General features: G+C 38.6%; 12 protein-coding genes. 7 read left to right on the top strand and 5 right to left on the bottom strand.

Annotated features, from left to right (window positions below; translation table 11 throughout):
* Positions 1–64: 64 nt before the first annotated feature.
* On the bottom strand, positions 65–1,555 hold the full coding sequence (locus F4V44_RS23000) for a peptide MFS transporter (RefSeq protein WP_150442357.1): 1,491 nt from the start codon (positions 1,553–1,555) through the stop codon (positions 65–67).
* 514 nt (positions 1,556–2,069) lie between these two features.
* Between F4V44_RS23000 and F4V44_RS22995 the strand changes: the two genes are divergently transcribed.
* The gene (locus F4V44_RS22995) at positions 2,070–4,244 is read left to right on the top strand and encodes an SEC-C metal-binding domain-containing protein (RefSeq protein ID WP_150442356.1); all 2,175 of its coding nucleotides are present in this window, start codon (positions 2,070–2,072) and stop codon (positions 4,242–4,244) included.
* A gap of 131 nt (positions 4,245–4,375) precedes the next feature.
* Here F4V44_RS22995 and tagU read toward each other — a convergent pair whose 3' ends face one another.
* Positions 4,376–5,356: a polyisoprenyl-teichoic acid--peptidoglycan teichoic acid transferase TagU gene (gene tagU, locus F4V44_RS22990; protein WP_150442355.1), complete on the bottom strand. Its 981-nt coding sequence runs from the start codon at positions 5,354–5,356 to the stop codon at positions 4,376–4,378.
* Between the two features lie 572 nt (positions 5,357–5,928).
* Here tagU and F4V44_RS22985 point away from each other — a divergent pair.
* Positions 5,929–7,233 carry a UDP-glucose dehydrogenase family protein gene (locus F4V44_RS22985; RefSeq protein WP_150442354.1) on the top strand — a complete coding sequence of 435 codons (1,305 nt, stop codon included), beginning with the start codon at positions 5,929–5,931 and terminating at the stop codon, positions 7,231–7,233.
* Between the two features lie 240 nt (positions 7,234–7,473).
* Here the strand turns inward: F4V44_RS22985 and F4V44_RS22980 are convergent, their stop codons facing one another.
* The gene (locus tag F4V44_RS22980; RefSeq protein ID WP_150442353.1) at positions 7,474–8,376 is read right to left on the bottom strand and encodes an accessory Sec system S-layer assembly protein; all 903 of its coding nucleotides are present in this window, start codon (positions 8,374–8,376) and stop codon (positions 7,474–7,476) included.
* A 3-nt stretch (positions 8,377–8,379) separates the two neighbouring features.
* Positions 8,380–10,746 (bottom strand): accessory Sec system translocase SecA2, encoded by a 2,367-nt coding sequence (gene secA2 / locus F4V44_RS22975; RefSeq protein WP_150442352.1) that lies wholly within the window; start codon positions 10,744–10,746, stop codon positions 8,380–8,382.
* Positions 10,747–11,491: 745 nt separating this feature from the next.
* Here secA2 and F4V44_RS22970 point away from each other — a divergent pair.
* The 3 genes from F4V44_RS22970 (at position 11,492) to F4V44_RS22960 (ending at position 20,037) form a co-directional block, all read left to right on the top strand.
* A complete protein-coding gene (locus tag F4V44_RS22970) occupies positions 11,492–13,942 on the top strand; it encodes an S-layer homology domain-containing protein (RefSeq protein WP_150442351.1) in 2,451 nt (816 codons plus the stop codon).
* A 350-nt stretch (positions 13,943–14,292) separates the two neighbouring features.
* Entirely contained in the window at positions 14,293–16,743 is a 2,451-nt protein-coding gene (locus F4V44_RS22965; RefSeq protein WP_150442350.1) for an S-layer homology domain-containing protein, read from the top strand.
* 717 nt (positions 16,744–17,460) lie between these two features.
* On the top strand, positions 17,461–20,037 hold the full coding sequence (locus tag F4V44_RS22960; RefSeq protein ID WP_150442349.1) for an S-layer homology domain-containing protein: 2,577 nt from the start codon (positions 17,461–17,463) through the stop codon (positions 20,035–20,037).
* A gap of 296 nt (positions 20,038–20,333) precedes the next feature.
* Here the strand turns inward: F4V44_RS22960 and F4V44_RS22955 are convergent, their stop codons facing one another.
* Positions 20,334–20,891, bottom strand: a complete 558-nt coding sequence (locus tag F4V44_RS22955) for a TetR/AcrR family transcriptional regulator (RefSeq protein ID WP_150442348.1) — start codon at positions 20,889–20,891, stop codon at positions 20,334–20,336.
* 398 nt (positions 20,892–21,289) lie between these two features.
* Between F4V44_RS22955 and F4V44_RS22950 the strand changes: the two genes are divergently transcribed.
* Together F4V44_RS22950 and F4V44_RS22945 are read left to right on the top strand one after the other, a co-directional pair.
* Positions 21,290–22,573 carry an HlyD family secretion protein gene (locus F4V44_RS22950; protein WP_150442347.1) on the top strand — a complete coding sequence of 428 codons (1,284 nt, stop codon included), beginning with the start codon at positions 21,290–21,292 and terminating at the stop codon, positions 22,571–22,573.
* Positions 22,563–23,762 carry an ABC transporter permease gene (locus tag F4V44_RS22945; protein WP_150442346.1) on the top strand — a complete coding sequence of 400 codons (1,200 nt, stop codon included), beginning with the start codon at positions 22,563–22,565 and terminating at the stop codon, positions 23,760–23,762. Before F4V44_RS22950 ends, F4V44_RS22945 begins: the two co-directional genes overlap by 11 nt.
* Positions 23,763–23,829 lie beyond the last annotated feature (67 nt).

Here is a 23,829-nt window from a genome sequence, read left to right as displayed (position 1 = left end):
CGTTAAAGCGTAAAAAAACCTGCTTCGATAGATTTCGAAGCAGGTTTTAGTTTTGCAATAATTTTTATTTTACACCTTTCATCAGGCTTTGGATCTTTGGTGAAATCGCAAATAAGATGATACTTAGAACGATTGATGCTCCTCCGATTGCACCGAAGTATACCATTTCTGTTTCAGGTGAGTAGAATTTAACTAATTGTGCGTTAAGGGCTTGTGCAGCAGCACTTGCTAGGAACCATAGGCTCATGGTTTGAGCGGAGAAGGCTGCAGGTGCTAGTTTTGTTGTGGCAGAAAGGCCAACTGGAGATAAACATAATTCCCCAAGAACAACAATGAAGTAACTTAATACAAGCCATAATGGATTAACTAATGAATCGGTCCCACCTAGGTAGGCTGGTAATAGAATCACAAGGAATGATAGACCAGCGAATAATAATCCAAGAGCAAACTTTTTTGGAATCGATGGCTGACGGTTTCCAAGCTTTACCCATAGTCCAGCAAAAACTGGAGCGAGAATGATAATAAATAATGGGTTTAACGATTGGAACCAAGCTGGTGAAATAGTCATGCCAGCAAATTCAAGCTGTGTACGCTTATCAGCATAGTTTGCAAGGATGGTTGCACCTTGTTCTTGAATGGACCAGAACATTACAGCTGAAATGAACAGCGGAATATAAGCAATCACGCGTGAACGTTCTTCTGCAGATGTTTTTGGACTGCGATACATAACAATGAAATAAAGAGTTGGAATGATAATACCAAGAATAGCAACAAGGTTAATAAAACTTTCAATTGTCAGATAACCAGTTGGAACAGCAACCGCAATTAAGATAGCAATAATAATAATTCCGATACCAATTTGAGTGAATACCTTTTTCTTTTCATCTGGAGTAAGAGGGTTGGCTACATACGTACCAGCAAGGCCAAGATTTTTCTTCTTCGTTAATACAAACATTACTAATCCAAAGAACATACCGATTGCAGCAAAGGCGAATCCTAAATGGAAGCTAATACCCATTACAGAGCCGACAATCAGTGGAGCAAGGAAGCCTCCAAGGTTAATCCCCATATAGAAGATACTGAATCCGGCATCTCGGCGGTCGTCATCCGTTGCGTAAATATCACCCACAACACTGGACACGTTCGGTTTAAGAAGTCCTGTACCGAGCACGATTAGTACCATGGAAACAAAGAATAAGGCCACATTACCTGGAACAGCTAGCACGATATGTCCAAGCATAATCAAAATACCGCCGTAGAAGATGGCTTTTTGTGTTCCAAAAATCCGGTCAGCTAACCAACCGCCGATAATACCGGACATGTATACTAGAGATCCATAGATGGACATAATAGCAAGGGCTGTTGATTCTTCCATCCCCAAGCCGCCTTTGGATACCTCATAGTACATATAGTAAACAAGGATTGCTCTCATACCATAATAAGAGAAACGCTCCCAAAATTCGGTGAAGAACAACGTGAATAATCCTTTGGGATGACCAAAGAATCCTTTTTGTGGAACGCTTTCCACAATTTTCTGTTTATTTATACCAGACACTTTATAACCTCCTTTTATTCTTCTACAATAATACTTTCTGGGGTGGACATTTGTCAAAGCTCTGAGGATTATTCGTAAATGCAAAATAATAGCGATAAATCCCAAAATTTATAATAATTATTATTATTTTAATATAATTATATTGGGTGGTTCCTAGTACCAGATTTTATATTTGGGTGGGAGAGGAAGGAAGCTGGGGTTTCAATAAAAGGATGCCCTGATAGGCGGAAAATAATCAAAAACACGATTAACTTCCATCAACACTGTTTATAACGTAAAATAAGGAAGAACTCTGGAAAAAATCACTCAATGATTTACTGTATTAACGCATCGGGGGACAGTCCCCCGTCGCATTAAAGCACTGGGGGACTGTCCCCCAGCACGTTAATGTAGGAAAGGGTCAAGGCCTTTCCTCGCAAGACATTCTTTCTTAAAGTATGTTACATTAATAATATGCTTTTTTCTGGCATTTTTATTGTATACTTAATGGTATGAACTGTAAGAGGTGTTTATTGTGGAAGTAGGTAGAAATGATCTCTGTCCATGCGGCAGTGGAAAGAAATATAAAAAGTGTTGTATGAAGAAAGCTCAAGTGGTTGAAATTGGGCAGGTTAAGCGTGAACGTTTTTTTCAATTGAAATATCAGCTGGTACAGTCATTAGTTCATGATGTGTTTCCTTCTTTCTCGTTAAAAGAGCTGAACTCATTAGAGAAGGAATTTGAAAAACGTGTAGAAGTAAACATACCAGACTCCTTCTTCCAGCATTGGATTTTGTTCTTTCGTCGGGATGAGCAAGGCATGCGAGCGATAGAACGCTATAATCATACGAACGGTAACCATCGAGATCCAATGCTAAGGGAACTAGCTTTAGAATGGGAGAAGATGATTCCCCGCCTCATTCAGCAGGTGGATTATGACGATCAGGGCATATTCGTAGAGGATCTATTTACAAAAGAAAGATTCCATATGCCGTATTGTGAAACGATGCCGAAATGGATTCCGTGGGCTGGGACCTTATGTATGCTCGAGGAGTTCGATGGAGGGCATTATATCAATGGGGTTGCCACTTCTGTTGCCCCAGATTCTGTGAAGAATGCTTATTATATTATTGCTAAAAAGATGAAGGAAAATAACTGCTCCATGTCAGAAACGGCCTTTGAATTTTATCCGGAGATTATCAAGGCTTTACTGGAGGACGTTAATCCGAGAAAAAAACAGAAGGAAATTTATCGCACCGAGTTTCATTATGATGTTCAGAATGTTGAACCTGTTTTTCAAGTTTTACAGAAAGACGAAAGGTTTTACATGGATGAGTGGAAGGGAAACAACGGGCAAGGCGCCTTTTTACAAAATATTTATCGATATGAGGATAACTGCTCTCCAGGACCTGTCCGAATTGCCGAGGCAGTGGCTAATTTGGAAATTAAGGGGAAAAAGCTTGTGTATGCTACTCTGTCATCAGAGGAAGCCGCTTCTTTTAAAAAGAGTATGTCCGGCACATCTGGAGTACAACTAGTTGATGAAAAGGTCGACAAGATGATGGCCCCACCAGACGCCAAAGTAACATTGTACAGTGTGATGATGCCGCAGGAGGTTCCGCAGGAATTTGCCGCATTTGCTCAGATGGCTGTGATAGTGGAGGAAACCGACCAGCCGCTTCCAATGTTTGACGGATTGTCTCCAGAGCAAATGGCTGCAGAAGGCAAAATGGACGAGCTTGAACAATGGCTGCGTCAGCAGGAATACAGCACATACGTGAATATGAACAAAGAAAATGGTCAAGTAAAAGTGACTGCAGATTTTAATACGGTAAGAAAGAAACTAGGTCTTGAGCTATCACCGTTTGTAACGCTTCGCGCAGAGCGGAAATCAAGGCTTATTCCGGAGGTGCTGGTTGATGCTCCAGCTCCTGAAGGGCAGGCAGCAATGAATTCCTCTGTAACAAAAGAGGATTTCGATTTAATGGAAGAAATAGGCATACCATTTGAGGAAGCAGAGCAATTCTATGTAAAGGATATTCTTGATTGCTTCAAAGAAAAAGGGGCAGGGAAATCACAAAGCACGTATTATAAATACCGTCTAGGATTACAGACCATCGGCTATTTCTTAAGTCAAAAGCTTATCTATTCCTGGTCTGATGTGAATGAGGATGACTGGAGAAAGTGGCTGACCTTTAACTACTTAGCTTTTAATATGGATGCAACGGTCAATCAAGTGAAAGGCTTTATGTCTGTTCTGAAAAACTTTACCGATAAAATCGATGCGGATTATGGAACGAATCATGCTTCTTTTGTTAAAAAGCTGATAAAAGAACTGGAGCCATCGATTTTGACTGCTGTCAAGGTAATGGATTCCTATGCTGGATACCAAGTGCGTCGCTATGAGCCGGAATTTGACATGGACCCATTGTTCGATACGATTGAATCAGGACCGGTTATAGCTAAAGATGATATAAAAGGCCTGTTCAAAGTGATTGAGGTAAAGGAAGAAGGCGTTACTGTCGAGTTGATTGGCTTAGGTAATCAAGTTTACTTCGTATCAGTGGATTCCAAACACCTAGAATATATCGAACTTGGCATGGTCATCTTCGGAGAACTAGAAAAAACAACCTCGTGGCACTTAAGTAAAATGTATCGAACATTTCCAACTCAATCTGTTCAATATATCGGCACCTTAGTAGCACATTAAAGCAATGGGGGACAGTCCCTCAATAGGGTGATGCATTAAAGCAATAGGGGACAGTCCCCCGCTAGGTTAATATGTTAAAGCATCGGGAGTTAGTCTCCCAATACAATAACGCGTTAAATAGGACGGGACAATCACCCTCCGGTTGGTACTGGAGCAGGGGATTGTCCCGTTTTATTCATTTCTAAATGTGTCTTTAATTCTGTCTGTACCTTTTGAATTTCTGCATCAGGCACAATAACATAGTAAATACCACCGATTTTCTCCGTTTGTCCAGTCATTTGCAGTTGTTCCACACTGCTTGCAGCTGTTTTGTAGTTCTTTTGAATATCCAGCATCTCATCAAATGTCAAATTGGTCCGGACGTTTTTTCCTAGCGCTTCAAATATTTCATTGAATCGAGTGAGAGAACCGAAGCTTGCTCCCTTGGTAATGATTCCTTGGATCACCTGCCTTTGCCGTTCTTGGCGTCCAAAATCACCATTCGGGTCTTCCTTTCTCATCCGTACGTAGGGCAAGGCCTGTTCTCCGTTCAAATGAATTTGTCCTTTGCTAAAATGCTGTCCTTCCTCGCTGAAATCAAGGGTATTCATCACTTGAATCCCTCCAACAGCGTCAACTATCTCTTTAAATCCTTCCATATTAACTTTAACAAAATAATCAATTGGAATATCCAACAGATGTTCAACTGTTGCTATCGACATTTCCTCGCGCCCAAAAGCATAGGCATGATTAATTTTATCCGCTGCACCGCGGCCAACAATTTCTGTTCTTGTATCGCGAGGAATACTGAGCATTTTAATTGAATTCATCTCTGGATTGACGGTTAAAACAATCATTGTATCGGAACGCCCGCTGTCCCCTTGACGCTCATCAACCCCTAGCAATAATATGGAAAACGGATCAGGGTCTTCTTTTTTAGTCAGTGTGATTACTTCCGGGCGTTTTTCAGATTTTTCCCTTTCAATTGGTTGGTGCATCGTATCTACTGCAGTCGTTAAAGATTGATATACTGTATAGGCATAAACGCCACCGAAAGCGACGAATAGAAAAAACAGTATTCCAATAACCTTTAGCCAAAGCTTTCCTTTTTTTCTCTTTTTTTTGGCTTTCATCGCAAACACCTTCTCCTATTCATTGCTTCCGTTTATCCCACTCTTACTGCTCGTAAAGGTCCATTCGTGGAATCACGGACTAAGAACGTCACATTTATGGCAACGTCTGTGTGACCCACATCCTGTGGGCCCCCACTGATGGAAGTTTGACTTTATTTCATTATATTGGGATGAGCGGTTAGAAAATAGATTTTTTCTCAATGTTCATTTAGTATGTCCGAATGTTTCCTAGTAATAAGAAGAGAGTTATCCCATGGAAGAAATTAGTATCCACAAAAACATGTGGATAAAGTATTAAAAAATGTGGATATGTTGGTAATTTATGTGGATAGGACAACTTCCTGGAAAGGTAACTAGTTATTACAAATCTCTATTTTTAATGCTTCAATGGAATTTTAAAGCTGTTAATAAAATTATCCACAGATTTCTGAATCCATACCTTTTGTCACAAAACGACATCAATGTCTAGTGCCTAATTCATTTTTCGACAATTTCATTAGGCTTGATGTCATATTTGAGATATAATAGATTTATTGTGTTTTGAAATTATCGGATTCAAAGAAGGGATTTACATGAAGATTACGATTACTGGAACGGGCTATGTCGGTTTGGTGACCGGTGTCTGTCTTTCGGATGTCGGCCACCAAATCACTTGTTATGATATTGATCAGGAGAAAATCGATCTGTTAAACAGCGGACAATCTCCTATTTATGAACCAGGTTTAGATGAACTCATTCAAAAAAATATACAAAAAGGTCGACTGCAATTTACTTCTAATGTAAAAGAAGCATACAGCGGTGCAGACTGTATTTTTATTGCCGTTGGGACACCTCCAAACGAGGACGGTTCAGCCAATTTAACTTACATTGAAAATGCGGCCATTGAGATTGCTGAGCATATGACAAAGGACTGTATTGTCGTGACGAAAAGTACGGTGCCGGTCGGGACTAATGAACATATCGGAATGATTATCCAAGAACGCCTGCCTGTTAACCTTAAGGTAAGGATTGTTTCTAACCCGGAATTTTTAAGAGAAGGCTCTGCCATTCATGATACCTTCCATGGCGATCGAATTGTGATTGGTTCTGATAATCAGGAAGCGGGGAAGAGAATTGAGGAAATCTACTCGCCGTTCAAGCTGCCGGTTGTTCATACAGATCTTCGCAGTGCAGAAATGATTAAATACGCCTCCAATTCCTTTCTTGCGTTAAAAATAAGCTTTATTAACGAAATTGCTAATCTATGTGAAAAAGTAGGCGGCAACATCGAGCAAGTAGCAAGAGGAGTAGGGCTTGATAAAAGAATCGGAAATAAATTCCTTCAGGCGGGAATAGGCTTTGGCGGATCATGCTTTCCAAAGGATATCAATGCGCTTAATCACTTGGCGAATGAATACGACTACGACTTCAAGATTTTGAAATCAGTTATTGATGTCAATCGTCTGCAAAAAGAACGTTTATTCCACAAAGCGAAGGAAATCTTTGAATCGTTAGCCGGCAGGAAAATAACGATACTAGGCTTAACCTTTAAACCAAATACTGATGATATCCGTGATGCAGCATCCTTGAAGTTAATTCAGGATTTGTTGTTGGAAGACGCAGTTATAACGGTTTATGATCCAGTTGGCATGTCAAAGGTTGAAAAACTGTTTGGCGATAAAATTCAATATGCCGCATCTGCAGAAGATGCACTGGCGGGTTCAGAAGCAGCGTTTATATTAACCGAATGGGGTGAAATCAAAACCCTTTCATTGGAAACATTCAAAAGTTATATGGAAAAACCAATTTTATTCGATGGAAGAAACTGTTTCACACTCGAAGATGCTGAAAAACACGGAATCCACTATTATTCTATAGGTAGAAAGCCCATTGTGTAATATTTTCCTCAAAAACGTTTAAATAGGAAAAATGTAATTGAGATAATTAGACAACGGTGGTAATATATAAGTGTAAGTGAGATATACTCCTTTATTAGATATAATAACCAAGGTTGGTAGCCGGGAGAAAAAACACCTATCGTAATGATAAGTGTTTTTTCTCCCTTTTTTTATCTATTTGCTGTAATGTTCTTTAACATAGTAAAGCGCTGGGGGTCTGTCCCCCAGCGCTTTACTGCGTTACCCTTGTGGTACGTATGCTTTCCATTTGCTTAAGTCAGCGTCTTCTTTCAAGACCAGTTCTTTAGGGAAGATAAAGGTCCATGGTTTGCTTGTATTGGCTTTGATTTCAAGTGCTTCTAATTTAAAGACGCCTTTAGCTACTATCTCACCTGATGCATCCTCAACATTTAGTGGCAACTGTTCCAGCTTCACGTTCTTTTCGCTGCCATTGCGGATCAACAAAGTTACATGCAAGGCCCCTTCATCATCCAAACGGGATTGTAGACCCATGAAGTTCACTTCACCAGGCTTAGGAGGCTGAACGGTCTTTACAAGCTGTTCCAGTTTTTCCTTATCTTTATCAGCTAAGCTTTTCTCCCAGCTCTCCTCTAAGTCAAGGGCATGAGGGCCTTTCGACTTTGTTACTTCAAACGCCAGCTTCCAATCGGTTTGTGGAATTTCCTTCTCGAAGACATTTTTCTTTTCAAAAACAAACAACCAAGGCGTGCTGCTTTCAGGAGGGAGCTCGCCGAGAATGGTTAAATCAAATATCTGACGAGCCAGCCTTTCTTCATTCGGTCCAAGAAGTGATAGTGGAATCGGTTCTTGGAAATGTACTCCTTTAGCGATACTATTTCGTATAAAAGCTTTAACTAAAACTCTGCCGTCTTCTTCCGTATGAACCTCAATCCCGGAAAGAGAAATTTGATTCTCCTTTAATAAAGGGAGCTCATTATTTAAAAACTGATAATAATAACGCTCTTCCTGTCCAATATTTGCGTTAGGGGGGATGTTCAGACTTGTCTTTACTTCTTTCCCGGTTGTTTCGGTTTTTTCCCCTAAGAGCTCCATGGAGTCTACTGAATGGTCACCGCCGTCTTTTGCGATTTTGTTTTTATCACGCTTAAAAAAACCTAACATCTTTTATTCCCTCCCGATTTGACTTTCTATCGATCTAACAATCGCAGCTGTCTGAATTCCAATTTCTTTTTCTATTTTATGATACATTTCTGTAAACAAAGCGTAGCCTTCACGGCCATACTGACGCATTGGATCCTCTTGGCTGTAGCTCCGTAACCCAATCCCTTCTTTCAACCGTTCCATCGCCTCAAGGTGTGCCAACCAATGATGGTCAACCGCCGAAAGAATATATCGAGGGAATGCAGAAAGAACCTGTGGATTTTCCGTAATCGCATCCAGACGGGCAAAGTAACCTTCAAGCTGTTCCAGCACTGTATCATTAATCTTATTTCTATCCATCATATCCGTAATAACAGATAAATCGGTGCCAGGCATGACCGAAGATAAATGAGTAACCAATAGACTAAGGTCCCAATTCTCAGGAATAATCTCTTCGGAAGTCACATACTCAACCTCGTTCTTCACATATGATTCAACAGAAGTTTTAATAAGTGGAACTAACTCACGTCCTTCAAGTATCCGTGTCCGCAATTCATAAACCGTGCCGCGCTGTAGGTTCAATACATCATCAAGTTTAATGTTATACTCGCGGATGGAATAGCCAGAGCCTTCACAAATGCGCTGCGTACGATCGAAAAATTCAACCATCTTATCATTTAAAACTCTGCCATCAGAATCAACCTTTAATTTTTTCTTTAATTTTTCAACTTCCTCACTTGCAAAACGGCGGATTAAATCGTCTTCAAGCGAAAGAAAGAACTCAGATGTACCAGGATCACCTTGACGTCCGGAACGGCCCTTTAACTGGTTATCAATTCTTCTCGATTCATTTCGTTCTGTTCCAACGACATAAAGACCGCCAAGCTCAGCGACACCCTCACCAAGCATAATATCTGTCCCGCGTCCAGCCATATTCGTGGCAACGGTTATTCGGCCTTTTTGTCCGGCGAGTGAGATTAATTGTACTTCTTGTTCCACGGTCTTAGCATTTAAAACCTCGAACTGAAGATTTTCCTTACGTAAATAATCAGCAATCTCCTCAGATTGCAGGATTGAAGTCGTCCCAATTAAAACAGGTTGTCCTTTGTCATGCAGCTCCCTTACTCTACGGGCAACTGCTTTATATTTATTTTCAATCGTATCAAACACCTGATCAGGCAAGTCTTTGCGCATAATAGGCCTATTCGTCGGAATCTGAATGACATTCATCGAATAGATTTCTTGAAATTCTTTCTCCTCTGTTTTTGCTGTTCCTGTCATTCCGGAAAGAGTAGGGTAGAGACGGAAATAGTTTTGAATCGTAATTGAGGCCTGTGTCTTATTTTCCTCCGTTAACTCCAGCCCTTCTTTTGCTTCAATCGCCTGGTGAAGTCCGTTACTTAAGGAGCGGCCTTCCATCGTCCGGCCGGTAAACGCATCAACTAAGAGAACCTTTCCTTCTTTTACAATATAATCAACATCTCTTTTGAACATAATGTGCGCGCGTAAAGCTTGAATCACATAATGATAGAGAGTTTGATGCTCAAGGTCATATAAATTCTCAATATCAAACCCGCGTTCGATTTTCGCAATTCCTTCATCTGTAAAATTAGTCGCTTTTGTCTCAGGATCAAAAACAAAATCTTCATCTTGTTTAAATGTTTTTATTACTCTTGCACATAAGTAGCTTAATTCGTTGCTGACACCTGTTTTCCCTGCAATGATTAAAGGGGTTTTCGCTTCATCAACTAGAACGCTGTCCGCTTCATCAATAATCGCATAATGGTAAGGTCTCTGTACCCGCTGGTTAGGATCGTAAGCCATATGATCACGCAAATGGTCAAAACCAAATTCAGTGCCAACACCATATGTAATATCAGCCTGATAGGCAGCTTTTTTTTCATTTGGATCCATCATGGGTAAATTTAATCCAACTGTCAAACCGAGAAATTCGTAAATCCCGCCGATTAGCTCACGGTCACGAGTGGCAAGATAGTCATTCACGGTGATGACATGGACTCCTTTTCCCTCTAAGGCACGCAAATAACTGGATAACGAAGCAACAAGTGTCTTTCCTTCACCTGTCGGCATTTCGGCAATGTTTCCTTCTGAGAGAACCATTCCACCAATCAGCTGCACGTCAAAATGCCGCATGCCGACAACCCGCTTTGCCGCTTCGCGAACAACAGCAAAGGCTTCGACTTGAATATCTAGAACGGATTTTCCATTTTCCAGCTGTTCCTTAAAATAGGAAGTCTTTGCTTTTAACTGCTCATCTGTTAATTTTTCGATTTCAGGTTCAAGCGCGTTTATCTGCTTGACTTTGTTATAGTAGATATTCAGTTTTTTCGTTTGCTTATCGCCAGTAAGCTTTTTAAAGTAACCAAGCATTTTTCCTCTCTCCTCGCCATTCATTCCAGTTTCTTGCATTAGTATAGCATTTATTGTAAGGACTTTCAGCACAACTGCTATCAGTATGTATAGGATAGATAGTTTCACTAATCATAGGAAGAGTAGGTCTGATAGTCTCCATTCTATGTCTAACATCAATTTTTACTATTTTATGTAATCATGTAAAAATCATACAACAGTCCCAAAAAGTAGAGGATTTTATGACAAAAGTTCTTTCAAAAGAACGTTTTTTCGACAGATTCTACGTTCTTTCCGACATAAAAATGACTAATTATCTATTGCTTAAGAAGTGATTATGGTCTGCTTGTCGATAATTAATCGTTGATATATCAATAATCCTATTTTATAATGAGGTCATAGCAAATGAGAATTGGCAATATTCATTATTCTCCTATCGTTCTTTAAATAGCACATAAATGTATTTTACATATGATTATGAGAATGAGACAAGCGTAAGAAACATATGATTTTCTAGTTGAAGGGTCATATGTTAAGAGTTTTCGCGGGAGAATGAAGTTTTCATTTATTATATAAAGGTATTTTGAAAATTTGGAATATGTGGAATTTTAGGATTTTGAATATTTACAATGTTCAATTATAATTCTGCGCTCAAGTTTGTTATCAAGCTCGATTTAAGAGTTTACATAAATTACCAAAGAACTAGACTCTTAGATTAGCTTTGATTATATTTATACTTTTTCAAATAAGGGGAGGAAATATCTCAATGGCAAAATCTTACCGTAAATTTATCGCTGGTGCTGCAACTGCAGCTGTAGTAGGATCCGCGTTTGCAGGTGCAGCTGCTGGTGCAACAAATTTTAAAGACGTAGATAGCAGCACAACACACCAAGAAGGAATTCTTGCATTAGTTGAAGCTGGTATTATTAAAGGTTATGATGATGGAACATTCCGTCCATACGCACAAATCACTCGTGGTGAAGCTGCCATTTTAACAGCTCGTGCTCTTGGGCTTCTTGATGGTAAAAACATTCCTGCTAACCCATTTAAGGATGTTAGCGAAAATCAAGCAGCTTATGAAGCGATTGTAAAGTTAGCTGACAAAGGTATCGTAAGTGGATTTACTAACGACACTTTCAAACCTTATGAAACAGTAACTCGTGCACAAGTAGCAAAATACGTTGCTTTAGCATACGGCTATGAGCCAGCTGATGGAATCACTAAATTCCCAGATGTAAACGAAAATGCTGCATTAGCTGCATACGTTGATGTTCTTGCTGATGCAGGTATCATCGAAGGTAAAGCAAACGGTAACTTCGGTTACAACGATGCTTTAAGACGTGCTGATTTCTCTGGTATTGTGTACAGAGCTGAGCAAGCTAAGAAGAAGCCTGATGATAAACCAATTGTAAAGAGTGCTGTTACAATTACAGCTTCTGATGATAAAGGAAACAGTGTAACAAACGGCGACCAAAAGAAATATAAAATTAAAGTAACAAATCCTGTGGCGCCAGATAAGCCAGTAGCAGGTGTTAAGGTTAACGTTACTTTCAAAGAAAATCTTCTTACAGGCGGTAAGCCACAAAATAATATCTATGTATCAAACGGATATGATGAAAATGGTAACCATAGAAACAACCTAGTTCCTTATCAATCTAGCGATAGCAATCAACAAGTTGTTACCGTTACAACAGACTACAAAGGTGAGGCAGAATTAATTATCACTGGTGCTAACGGTTCTGTTACTCCAATTGCATTCTTAGATGGAACAAACCAAGAATGGGATACAAAAGGCGGAATTGAATTTGGAAATCAAGACGGCCGCTTCGATGCTAAATATGAGTGGTATGCACAAGCTGATAAAGTAACATTTGGTGCTGAAAAGTATACAATCACTGTTACTGGTAAGAGAGATAAATTTGCAGCTATTAAAGATGATACCAATAATGATGGTCGGATTAGCGGCGATGAATTTAACGGACGCAAATACGAAATCTTAGTTAAAGATAAAGATGGTAACCCATATAATGGTATTGTAAATGTTGGTGTCGAAGAATTAGTGGATACAGATGGTACAAATGACTATACTGATGCAAGGATTTTAGTCGGTGGAGTTGAATATGTTAAAACTACAGTGAGAACGGATGTTAACGGGAAAGCCGATTTCACTTTAGTCAGCCCAACTGAAAACGATATTGCAACACCAGTAGTTTGGATTGATCACAATTATTCTAATAATCCACAATTCCCATTTGAGAATATTCTAGATGAAAATGATTCTAGATCTGGAAAAGGAAAAGTGGAATATACAAACTTCCAAGCGCCATATGTGGATGATGATGCAGAAGGTGCAGAACTCAGAACTATTGACACTTTATTTGCAGACAATGAAGGTGTAGGATTCAACCTTGTGCTTCTTAACCAAAGCGGTAAGCCATACTCACCAAATGCAGTTGATGGATTAAAGGCTCGTGTTACATTCACAATTAAAAACGATGGTCCAAATCCAATCTATGTCGATACAAATGATGGTTTCTGGGGTGATGTAGAAGCAACTGCGGGTAGAGACTATCGACCATATACCTTGCTTCCAGGAACATTTATTGTTGAATCACATGGTCAAATAACTATCTCTGGCGATATTACAAATGATACATGGTTCTGGTGGTTCATTAATAATAATGATGACTATTTAGTAAATGTATATACAAATGATGGCGATGCTAAAGTTACTGTAAATGCTTCTGCTGTTATTAGTGACGATACAAATCCACGAAGCCAGTCTGTTTCTGTAGAAGCTGGTCCGGTTACAAAAACAGTTACTTCTACTGGAAACTTTGGTGGAACAACAGCTACAAGTGCTGTCGGTGATGATTCGAATGATGTTGGGGATAGAAGAGACCAAATCCGTGTCACTTTTGAAGAAGATGTACGTCCAAATGGAACCAACTCATTTGATCCAGGAGATTTCCGTTTATTAACAGCTACTGGACATGTAACTCCAAGCTCTGTAGCATATGCTAAAGATCCTAATAATACTCAAAAGAGCGATGAGAATGTATTAGTTCTTCAATTTACTGATGAGGCTGTAGAATCTGCTATTGCTTCAAATGGTACATTACAGCTTGAGTATAATGGAGAATATGGAAATTCTAGCGTATATCTAATCGATGAACACGGTAGCAAACTAAGAAACTTCGGAATCAGCGTCCAATAATTATAGCTAGTAATAAGAGAATCTATCGTTTTTACGATAGATTCTCTTATTTTGAGAAAAGAAATAAAACCTAATTTATATCCAGACAATGATCGATTTTAAATTTTGCTTATCTTTTACATTATATTGTTCTATATATCTAAAGTCCTTATTCAATATAATATTCGATAAAAATGCATGATTAAGTTCCTGAAAGATTATAAATATATTGAAATTTCAGTTTTATTGAATTAGTATTTTTACTAGAAATATAGGAGAGCTTTTAGCAGAGTTCTCATAAATTGGAAAACAGTAGTCTTTGAATACACCGAGCAGACTAGTCCTAGTGTTTGCAAAAGGAGGAATAGAAGATGACATACCAACCAAAGTTCTTTCAACGTTATGCAGCAGGAATCATTACAACTGCAATGGTTGGTTTTTATTTTACATCAACTGCTAATGCAGCAGGTTTCTCAGATATAAATGATAATACACATAAAGAAGCCATTCTAGAATTAGTAAATCAAGGTGTCATTAAAGGATTTCCAGACGGAACCTTTAGGCCTTATACATACATAACACGTGGTGATGCAGCAGTCATGGTTGCTCGTGCTCTTGGGTTATTAGAAGGTCAAGTCATATCTTCATCTCGCTTTAGTGATTTAGGTAATTCAAATGAAGAAACTAGGGAGGCCATTACAAGGTTAGCCAATGCTAATATCATTAGTGGATTTGAAGACGGAACGTTCCGTCCAAAGGACAATATTACGCGTGCGCAGATGGCCAAGTATATCACGAATGCCTTTGATCTCCCAATATCAAATGATGAGCCGACCTTTCCAGATGTTTCAAGGAATGCTGCCTTAGCACCATATGTTACGGCCATTGCAAAAGCTGGCATTACAATCGGTAAGAACAATGGAATGTTTGGCTATCACGATCAGCTTAATCGAGGCGATTTTGCAGCTATGATCTATCGAGCGCAAAAAAAGGATATTGAACCGATTAACCCTTTATCAATAGAAGGAGATAACCAAGGGAATAATTTAATTAATGGCTCAGCCAAAACGTACTCGGTTACTTTGACAAATCCGGTTTCTGGTAAACCTATTCAAGATGCAGCATTAAATATTACATTTGAAGAAAACCTTCATACTAATTCCTTTCCGCAAAATAATGTGTGGGTGACAAATGGTCAAGGTGAATCCAATATTCCTTATCAATCAGATGATGGTAACCAATCTGTCATAAAAATATATACCGATAGAAATGGAAAAGCAACTTTTACCATAACAGGTTCAAATGCAACAGTGACTCCAATTGTCTTTTTAGATGGCAGCAACCAGGCTTGGGATACAAAAGGCGGCATTGAAATTAAAACACAGGACGGCCGTTTTGATGAAATAGAGTACCATGTAAAGGCTGAACCCGTTACCTTCACAGTCACTCCATATGAGATTTCCGTTTTTGGACAAAGAACCAACTATGCAGCTATCGCGGAAGTTGATGAAAATGGCAAGATTATTGAACATAACGGACGTGAATATAGAATTAGAGTGTTGAAACCTGATGGAACGCCTTTTGCAGGCGGTATTGTGAATGTCGGGATTGAGGAACTTCTTGATAGCGATGGAACGAATGACTATACTAGTGCATACTTTGTGGATTTTAAAAATGCAGCAGGTCAGCATCTTACCAAAGGTCAGTTAAAATTGGATTCAAAAGGCGAGGGATCTTTTGTCATGGCAAGCCCGCAAGTGAATGATTCAGCTAAACCAATTGTATGGATTGACCAAAACTTTGCTGATAACCATCAACCAGGTACACTGCAAAATGGCGAGCCAATGTCGGATTCTTCTAAGGTTCCATGGACCAACTTCCAGCCGATTCGAGTAGATAATGGAAGTCTTGGAGCAAAGTTAGAAGTAAAGGAAGAACAGTCAATAGGTGAAAAAACATTTACCATGACGTTCCTGAATCAAAGCGGGAAAATGTTTAATCCGGGTAAAGATGTACATGCTCATGTGACATTTGAAGTAATCAACACTGGAACACACCGAATCGAAATCAATACATCACTGCTTAATAACCTGCAGTTAAGAAATGCAGTAGATGCAGAAAGTAAGGAAAACAAGGTAGTTGTTGAAGTTGGAGGACGTGTGACACTTGCTGGTGATACTCCTATTGGAACGGCAACACTTACCGCACATGCTGTTGAAGGGGTTTCACTCTTGCAAGTAAAAGGGTCAGCGGTCTTGTTCCATGACATTGGAGAGGGAAGTAACTCTGTTTATGTATATACAGATTTTATAGAAGAATCATTACCCTATTTCTATGCAGCAAAAATAGAATCAATTATCGCAAAAGATACAAACTATAATGGAACAAGCGACGAGATTGTTGTAACGTTTGAAAAAGAAGTACATCACTTCGAAGCGGGTGATTTCCGAATAACTCAAAATGGCATCACTTATTCAGCTAACACGATAAATAAGGAAGAGAAGAAATTAATCCTTACATTTCCGGAAGATGCCTTTGCCAATGGAACCACCACACTTAAATATGATCCTCATTACTCCGGAACAGAAGCACTATCAGATGAATACGGCAATAAGGTCATTGCGTTTCAGGTTGGATTTAATTCAGTCCGTAAGATAGAAAGCGAAGAACAGGGTGAGTCGTCAGAAGAAGAACAAGAAGAACAAGACGAGTTAGATGAAGAAAAAGGTGAAGAAACGGTTAATCCGATTGTAGAAGAAAATTCGGATTTAATTAAGGGTGAAGAAGAAGGTTCAAGTGAAGCGGATAGCAAAAATCAATAATAAAAAAGAGTGCCATGAAAATCTACGATAAGATTTGCAGGCATTCTTTTTTGACCTTAAATTGATTCTATATTTATAAAGTAAATAACGAAGTATCTGAGGACATATTTTAATACAGTAAATTTTACTTACTAAAGTTTCTTTTTATAATTACATTAATTTTATATTACAAATGACAAATCTATTTTAGAAAAAAGGTGAAAATATGTTGGGTAAATGGTAGGTTATATAATAATGAAGAAATAGGTCATTTTGCATAATTAGAAATGTATCTTTTAAATGAATAAAGCCACGATCATTCATTTAAAAGATTAATTAGAATACATCCTGAATAGTAGAAGAATATTTCTTTATTTTATATATTAATATAATAATAGTAATATCAATGTCTTTTTCTTTCATTATATATAGATACACTATATGATAAAATATCACGAAATCTGTAAAACAAAAAGAGAACGATCAGCAAAGATTCAAGGTGTTTCTGTATAGTTTTGTAGAATTATTAGACAATTAACTAATGAACAAAAAGAAAAAATGACAAAAATAGGATTATGGCAAAGCATTGACATTATTCTATTAAAATTCTATACTAATAAATGTTGAGGAGCTAGTTCAGGAGAACACAAACGAAGGTTAGTTACTTACTAGACTCTTTGATTAGCTTTAAATAAACTTATTAATACTTTTTCAAACATAAAGGGAGGAAATATCTCAATGGCTTACCAACCAAAGTCTTACCGTAAATTTATCGCAGGCGCAGCAGCTGCTGCAGTAGTAGCTCCAATCGCAGTAGCACCAGTTGCATTTGCAGCATCTTTCACAGATGTACCTGCTCAATACCAAGAAGCAGTAGAATTCTTAACTGCTAAAGGTATTCAAGGAACTACTGAAACAACTTTCGGAACTTACGAAAACATTAAGCGTGTTGACGCAGCTGTAATGCTTGTTAAAGCATTAGGTCTTGATGTTGATGCAGCTCCAGCATCTGGTTTCACTGATGTACCAGAACGTGCGGTTAAAGCAGTAAATGCTCTTAAAGAAGCTGGTATCACAAACGGAAAAACAGCTACAACTTTTGATTCTCAAGCATTAATCACTCGTGGTGAACTTGCTATCTGGATCCAAAGAGGATTTGCTCTTGAAACAGGTGAAAATGCATCATCATTCACTGACGTACCAGCACAATACGCTGATGCAATTTCTGCTCTAGTTAAAGCAGAAGTAACAAACGGAACTTCTGAAACAACTTTCGGAACTTACAATAATGCAAAACGTGGAGATTTCGCTGTATTCTTATTAAGAGCTGATCAAGCTATTGCAGAACTTTCAGTTCAAGGTGTAACTGCGACTGACTCTAAAACATTAACAATTACAGGTACTGGATTAAAGCAATTAGCAGTTGAAGGTATTTCTGTTGAAAATAATACAGTAGCTGAATTAACAGTAGCTGAAAATGGTAGAACTGCAACTGTAACTTTAGGTTCTGAGTTAGTTGTAGATCAAACTACTAAAGTAAAAGTTCAAGATGCTGAATTCGACGTAACTTACTCAGTAAATGCGAGCCAAGTTTCTGTAGATACAGTTACTTACGATGATGATACTAAAGATCAATTTGTATCAATTAAAATCAATGGTAATAAAGTTACAGCTCAAGAACTTATCAACGCTGGTTATGATGTTAAATTTGAAGCATATTCAACTAAAACTGCAGCTGCAGGTTCAGATGTAACAACTGATTTATTTGAATCTACTACAACTGGTGAATTAAAAACTGACTTAGCTACAACTTTTGCGCCACTACCTGTTGATGGAAAGAAACTTTATGTAAAAGTAACTTTAACAAAAGGTTCAGAAGTAATTACTTCATCATTAGCAGAAGTTAAAGTTAAGAACATTGACCTTTCTGCTGATTCAATTACTGCTGCTGAATTAACAAACAGTGTTACAGGATTTGTACAAAACAGCACAACACTTGTTACTGGTGAAACTGCTGAGTTCACTGAACTTACTGTAAAATCAGCTTCTAATGAAGATGATGTAACTGGTGGATTCACTGTTAAGACATCTAATGAAGCTGTAATCTCAGTAGATAAAAATACAAATGTATTAACAGCACAAGGACCTGGTACAGCAACAATTACTGTAACTTATGGTGGAGCTGAATATACTAAAACATTCACAGTTAAAAATGAAGAACGTAAAGCAACTAAAGTTGAAGCAGATAAAACAGCTGTAACTGCGATTAAAGGTGCTACTACAACATTTAAAGTTAAGTTATTAGACCAATATGGCGACGCAATTGCTATCGCTAATAACAATGTAAATTTAGAAGTATCTGATGCTAACAAAGTAGGTGCACAAATTGCTAACTCAGTAGGAGACAAGGGAGAAGCTACTGTAACAGTAACTGGTAATGACACTGGCTCAGCTATCATTACATTCCGTGATGCAGCTAATGTTAAAATTGGTACAACTGCAGTAAAAGTTACTGTAACTGAAAATGCTACTCTAGCTAAATTAGAACTTAAAGCTGATACTGACATTAGTAATGGTAATGTTACTGACGTTGATGGCGTAGTAACAGATGCTGCTGTTGTTAAAAACCAAATCTCTACGGATTCAACACTTGATCTTAAAGACGATAAATACATCAAGATTGATCTTAAAGGTTTGAACTCTGCTGGGGCTGAACTAGCTAAGCTTACAACAGGTGAGTATACTGTTGAAGCTAATGTTTCAAAAGCTGGCGTATTAGCTAAGACAACTGATGCTGATATTGCTAAAGGAGAAGGTTTCTTCGTTCTAGAAGCAGGCACTGAAACTGGTACAGCAACAATCACTGTGAAAAGTGTTGCAAATGGAAATATTTCAGCAACTTTCAAAGTTACTGTAGAAAAAGTTGGTTATGAAGTAACTGGCGCAACATTTAAAAATGTTGGAGCACCATCTTATGCTCAAACTTTAAATTATGAAGATTTCTTAACATATACAGAGTCTGCAAATGATCCAACTATTTCTGGTATCAAATTATCTAAGTCTGTAGCTCAACCAGTACGTCTTGACAATGCTGGTAATCTATATGTTGATAAAAATGCAGATGGCGTATTCAACAACGAAGACTTTTATGTAGGTTCTTTAGAACTTACTACTACTGGAACAATTGCTGATACTAATGTTGATGCTATTAACGGTGTTGACGTAACTACTGGCGATGACGGTACTGTATTATTCAAAGTACTTGACACTGAAGGTAAAGTAGTTGCAACTAAAGCACTTACTGTTGAACTATAAGAAAAACAGTCATTACTGATTGCTTGAAATTTGTTGAAATATTAGTAGACAAATAGATGGTAGAAAAGCCTTGTGGAGAGTAAAATCTCTGCAAGGCTTTTCCTTATTTTGAAACACCAGGACGGTTCTCGCGTTCCGGTTGATAGAAAAGCTCTATGGGAATTTCTCCATAGAGCTTTTCTTATGAGGTTTGGTACTCCTTAAATATTTAGAAAATGGTAGAACCGTACATAAAGAAAAGAGACGAAACTGTATGGGAGAGGGGAATTTTTACACAGCTTCGTTCCTTTCGTGATTTAATACACCTGTCTCTGTAAAACCTCCGTAATCTTACTAGAATCCAATGGAGGATGATGCTTCTCCCAGTCAGAAATAAGAAGAAGATAGGTTTTGAACAACAAAAAGGCCAAAAATTCAGGGTCCTGCTGGATGGTTTCGCCTTTTTCGATTTGTTGCTGGATTAAACCTTTTAAATAATCAATGATTTCCTGATCGATTTTTTCGATCGTTTCAATGACAGGAACGGTTTGGATGTCACGGGCTTCTTGGACCATTTTAAAAATGAATAAGTGGTTTTGTCTAAATGCGAGGATCGCTTCCAATACATGGCGAATATTTTCATGTAGTGGGATTCCTGGTTGCAGTGCTTGATTGCCAGCGCTCATCATTTGCTTGATGGCCCTGTCGACAATTTCGTTGAATAGCTCTTCCTTATTTTCGAAATAACTATATACCGTTCCTTTGCCAACCTTTGCAATCTTTGCCACGCTATCCATGGTGGTCCCTTTAAATCCAAATTGGCTAAAGGAGGCCGTTGCTGCTTCGATAATTCTTTCTTTCTTATCTGTAATCATTTTTTCATATTCACCTTTGTCTTCTTGGAATGGACTCAATGGCAGAATCTGTCTGTTTCCATTTATAGTAATAATCTATTCTTAGTTTATCTCAAATGAAGGTTATGTTAAAGTTTCGTATCGAAAATCGTATGTTAGCAGGGCGATTCATCCTCTCGAGAATATTTCTTTTCGTAGTAGAGTCATTTTTGGAAAGTAAATGAAAACTGCTTACCTATCAACATGATGGTTTAACAGGGCTTAATAAAAAAGGGAATTCCCTGTCGAAGTCAAAAGGCCCAATCGATAAAAAAATTTACTAGTGTGGTGGGGGGAAATGTGGTATATTCTCTTCATCAAAACTAAAATTCATTTTTGGTCATTTGGTTTTATATGATTAAAAAGCAGGGGGATATAGAATGGTTAAAACAAGACTTATTTTGGTTTTGTCTATTATGGCAGGACTAATTGTTGGTGGTTTTTTTCTTATAGGTAAAGGAGAAGCTGAAGGAAAATCGAGCACAGATCGACAACCAACCGCTTACATCGAAGGAAATGAAAGCAAAGTGAGTTTCAAGTTAGCGGGCAGGATTGAAGAACTTCTAGTAGATGAGGGAGATATCGTTACAAAAGGACAGGTAATTGGAATCTTACAAAATGATGAACTAGAAGCGAAGGTATCGCAAGCAGAGGCTGCTTTAGGTGTTGCAGATGGACAGATCAGTCAAGCAAAAGCGGCACAATCCACTGCAGAAGCGAAAAAAGAACAGGGAAAGGCCGCGGTGAATGTCACAGCGGAAACAGCTGAAAAGCAAGTTGCACAGGCAGAAGCAGCGATAAAGGCAGCAGAAGCCAAGTTAACCGCCTTAAAAAATGGGGCCCGTCCAGAAGAGATCAAGCAAGCAGAAAGTCAAATGAAAGCTGCTGAAGAAATTCAAAAAGTGGCAAAAGTAAATTTGGAGCGGCTGCAAAGTTTATTAGAACAAGGGTTAATCTCACAGGCAGAGGTTGATAAGGCTAATACGAGTTATCAAGAAGCGAATGGAAAATATGAAGTAGCGAAACAGCAATATGAATTGGCTGTCCAAGGTCCGCGGGAGGAAGAAGTTCAGGCAGCAGAGGCACAAGTAGAGCAGGCAAAGGCAGCCTATGAACTCGCGGTCGCTTCACAAGCTGAAGTATCCGTACGGCAAAGCGAGGTAAAAGCGGCAGAAGCCGGTATAGAGCAGGCTGCCGGAGCCGTGTCGACAGCAGCATCCGGCAAATCACAAGCAGAAGCAGCCTTGGCAGAAGCAAATGTGTATTTATCTTATACACAATTAATTGCGCCGGCTGATGGAATCATTAAAGCGAAAGCAGCTGAAGTTGGCGAGCTTGTGAATGCGGGCTTTCCTGTCTTTACACTCGAACAAGAGAAAGAAAGATGGTCGAAGTTTTATTTTCCAGAAACAGAGATTTCCGATATACAAGTAGGTGATACGGTTCAATTGAGCTTAAGTGCCACAGGGAAAAGGATCAAAGGCGAAGTGGTATCGATCTCACCCTCTGCTGATTTTGCTGTTCAAAAGGCTACACAAAATATGGATGATACCGACATTCGTTCCTTTAGTGTGAAAGTAAAATATACAAGCCTTCCAAAGGATGTCAAAACAGGGATGACGGTCAAATGGCTGGGTGTTTCAGGTGAACAAAATGGAAAGTAAAGTTTGGGATGTCCTGCACCGGGAATGGATGTATATTTTAAAGAATCCGCAAACGATTGGGCTGCTATTTTTAGTTCCGCTTATGTATACCTTTTTGTTTGGATATTCTTATTCCGGGAATCAGCTAAAGGAAGTCAATACCGTTGTCATTGATCATGATAACAGTCAATTAAGCAGGCAAATCATACAAGCCTTTGATGAAAGTGAAACCTTTCATATTACCGACTATATGCAAGATGAAAAGGAATTGGAAGAGGCTTTGGCAATTGGTGATATAAAGGTTGGAATAGTCATACCAGAAAACTTCTATAAACGTCTGTTACAAGGAGAGGACCTTCCAATCGTCACGATGATTGATGGGAGCAATATGATTGTGACTAATACCACTAGCAGGGCAGCCAATACGATTGTTAGTACGTTCAGCTATGGGATATCACAAACAAAGCTTCAGCAGCAGGGATTGCAAGATGAGGAAATCAAGGCGACTTTCTCTCAAATTCCTTACAGAGCAAGGATCTTATATAATCCTACTTCTAATTACAGTGACTTTATGGTGTATGGATTAATTGGTACAATCTTACAGCAGGTATTGTTTTTAGGGGTGTCGTTAACAATCACTCGAGAGAAGGAAGCGGGAGTATGGGAATCTTTTGCGGTCTGGAAATCAATGCCCTGGAGATTAGCCTTTGCTAAGATCATTCCCTATTTCATTGTTAATTTGATTAATACACTAACTACGTTACTCATTTGTTTATATTGGTTTAAGCTGCCGATGGAAGGAACAGTCTTGCCGCTTGTTTTGTTATCCTGCAGTTTCACATTTGGGGTATTAGGGGTAGGCTATTTGGCCAGTTTATTTGCCAAAACACAGCTTGCTGCGACACAGGCAACGATGCTTGTTGCCGTCCCATCTTTCGTGTTGTCTGGTTTTACATGGCCATTTGAAGGAATGCCTGATTTCCTAGTCACGCTATCACATGCCTTGCCGCTGACTTATTATTTAGATGGCATTCGTCATGTATTAATAAAGGGGAATGGTCTTTCCGCAATAGAAGGAGATATTTTCTCCTTACTACTAATCGGTTTGATTACTTTCTTCGCTGCTTTCCTAGCTACTAGCACCATTATTTTCAAGAAGAAAGACGAGGAACAACTGGGAAAAACAAGTGAAGTGGAAATACCTAACTAAATTATTCAAAAAACTTTGTATCACTATAAAGCTTTTTAAACTGTACCTTATAAGATAGACACTTTGA

Source organism: Niallia endozanthoxylica (genome assembly GCF_008710145.1).
GTDB lineage: Bacteria > Bacillota > Bacilli > Bacillales > Cytobacillaceae > Bacillus_BD > Bacillus_BD endozanthoxylica.
The sequence above is the reverse complement of the archived record's forward strand: the minus strand, read 5'-3'. Positions and strand labels throughout refer to the sequence as shown.

What these genes read in the sequence shown, in the direction of transcription:
- F4V44_RS22965 (WP_150442350.1), top strand. Translation starts at nt 14,293, where the DNA reads ATGACATACCAACCAAAGTTCTTTCAACGTTATGCAGCAGGAATCATT.
- F4V44_RS22985 (WP_150442354.1), top strand. Translation starts at nt 5,929, where the DNA reads ATGAAGATTACGATTACTGGAACGGGCTATGTCGGTTTGGTGACCGGT.
- F4V44_RS22950 (WP_150442347.1), top strand. Translation starts at nt 21,290, where the DNA reads ATGGTTAAAACAAGACTTATTTTGGTTTTGTCTATTATGGCAGGACTA.
- tagU (WP_150442355.1), bottom strand. Translation starts at nt 5,356, where the DNA reads ATGAAAGCCAAAAAAAAGAGAAAAAAAGGAAAGCTTTGGCTAAAGGTT.
- F4V44_RS22970 (WP_150442351.1), top strand. Translation starts at nt 11,492, where the DNA reads ATGGCAAAATCTTACCGTAAATTTATCGCTGGTGCTGCAACTGCAGCT.
- secA2 (WP_150442352.1), bottom strand. Translation starts at nt 10,746, where the DNA reads ATGCTTGGTTACTTTAAAAAGCTTACTGGCGATAAGCAAACGAAAAAA.
- F4V44_RS22980 (WP_150442353.1), bottom strand. Translation starts at nt 8,376, where the DNA reads ATGTTAGGTTTTTTTAAGCGTGATAAAAACAAAATCGCAAAAGACGGC.
- F4V44_RS22960 (WP_150442349.1), top strand. Translation starts at nt 17,461, where the DNA reads ATGGCTTACCAACCAAAGTCTTACCGTAAATTTATCGCAGGCGCAGCA.
- F4V44_RS22945 (WP_150442346.1), top strand. Translation starts at nt 22,563, where the DNA reads ATGGAAAGTAAAGTTTGGGATGTCCTGCACCGGGAATGGATGTATATT.
- F4V44_RS22955 (WP_150442348.1), bottom strand. Translation starts at nt 20,891, where the DNA reads ATGATTACAGATAAGAAAGAAAGAATTATCGAAGCAGCAACGGCCTCC.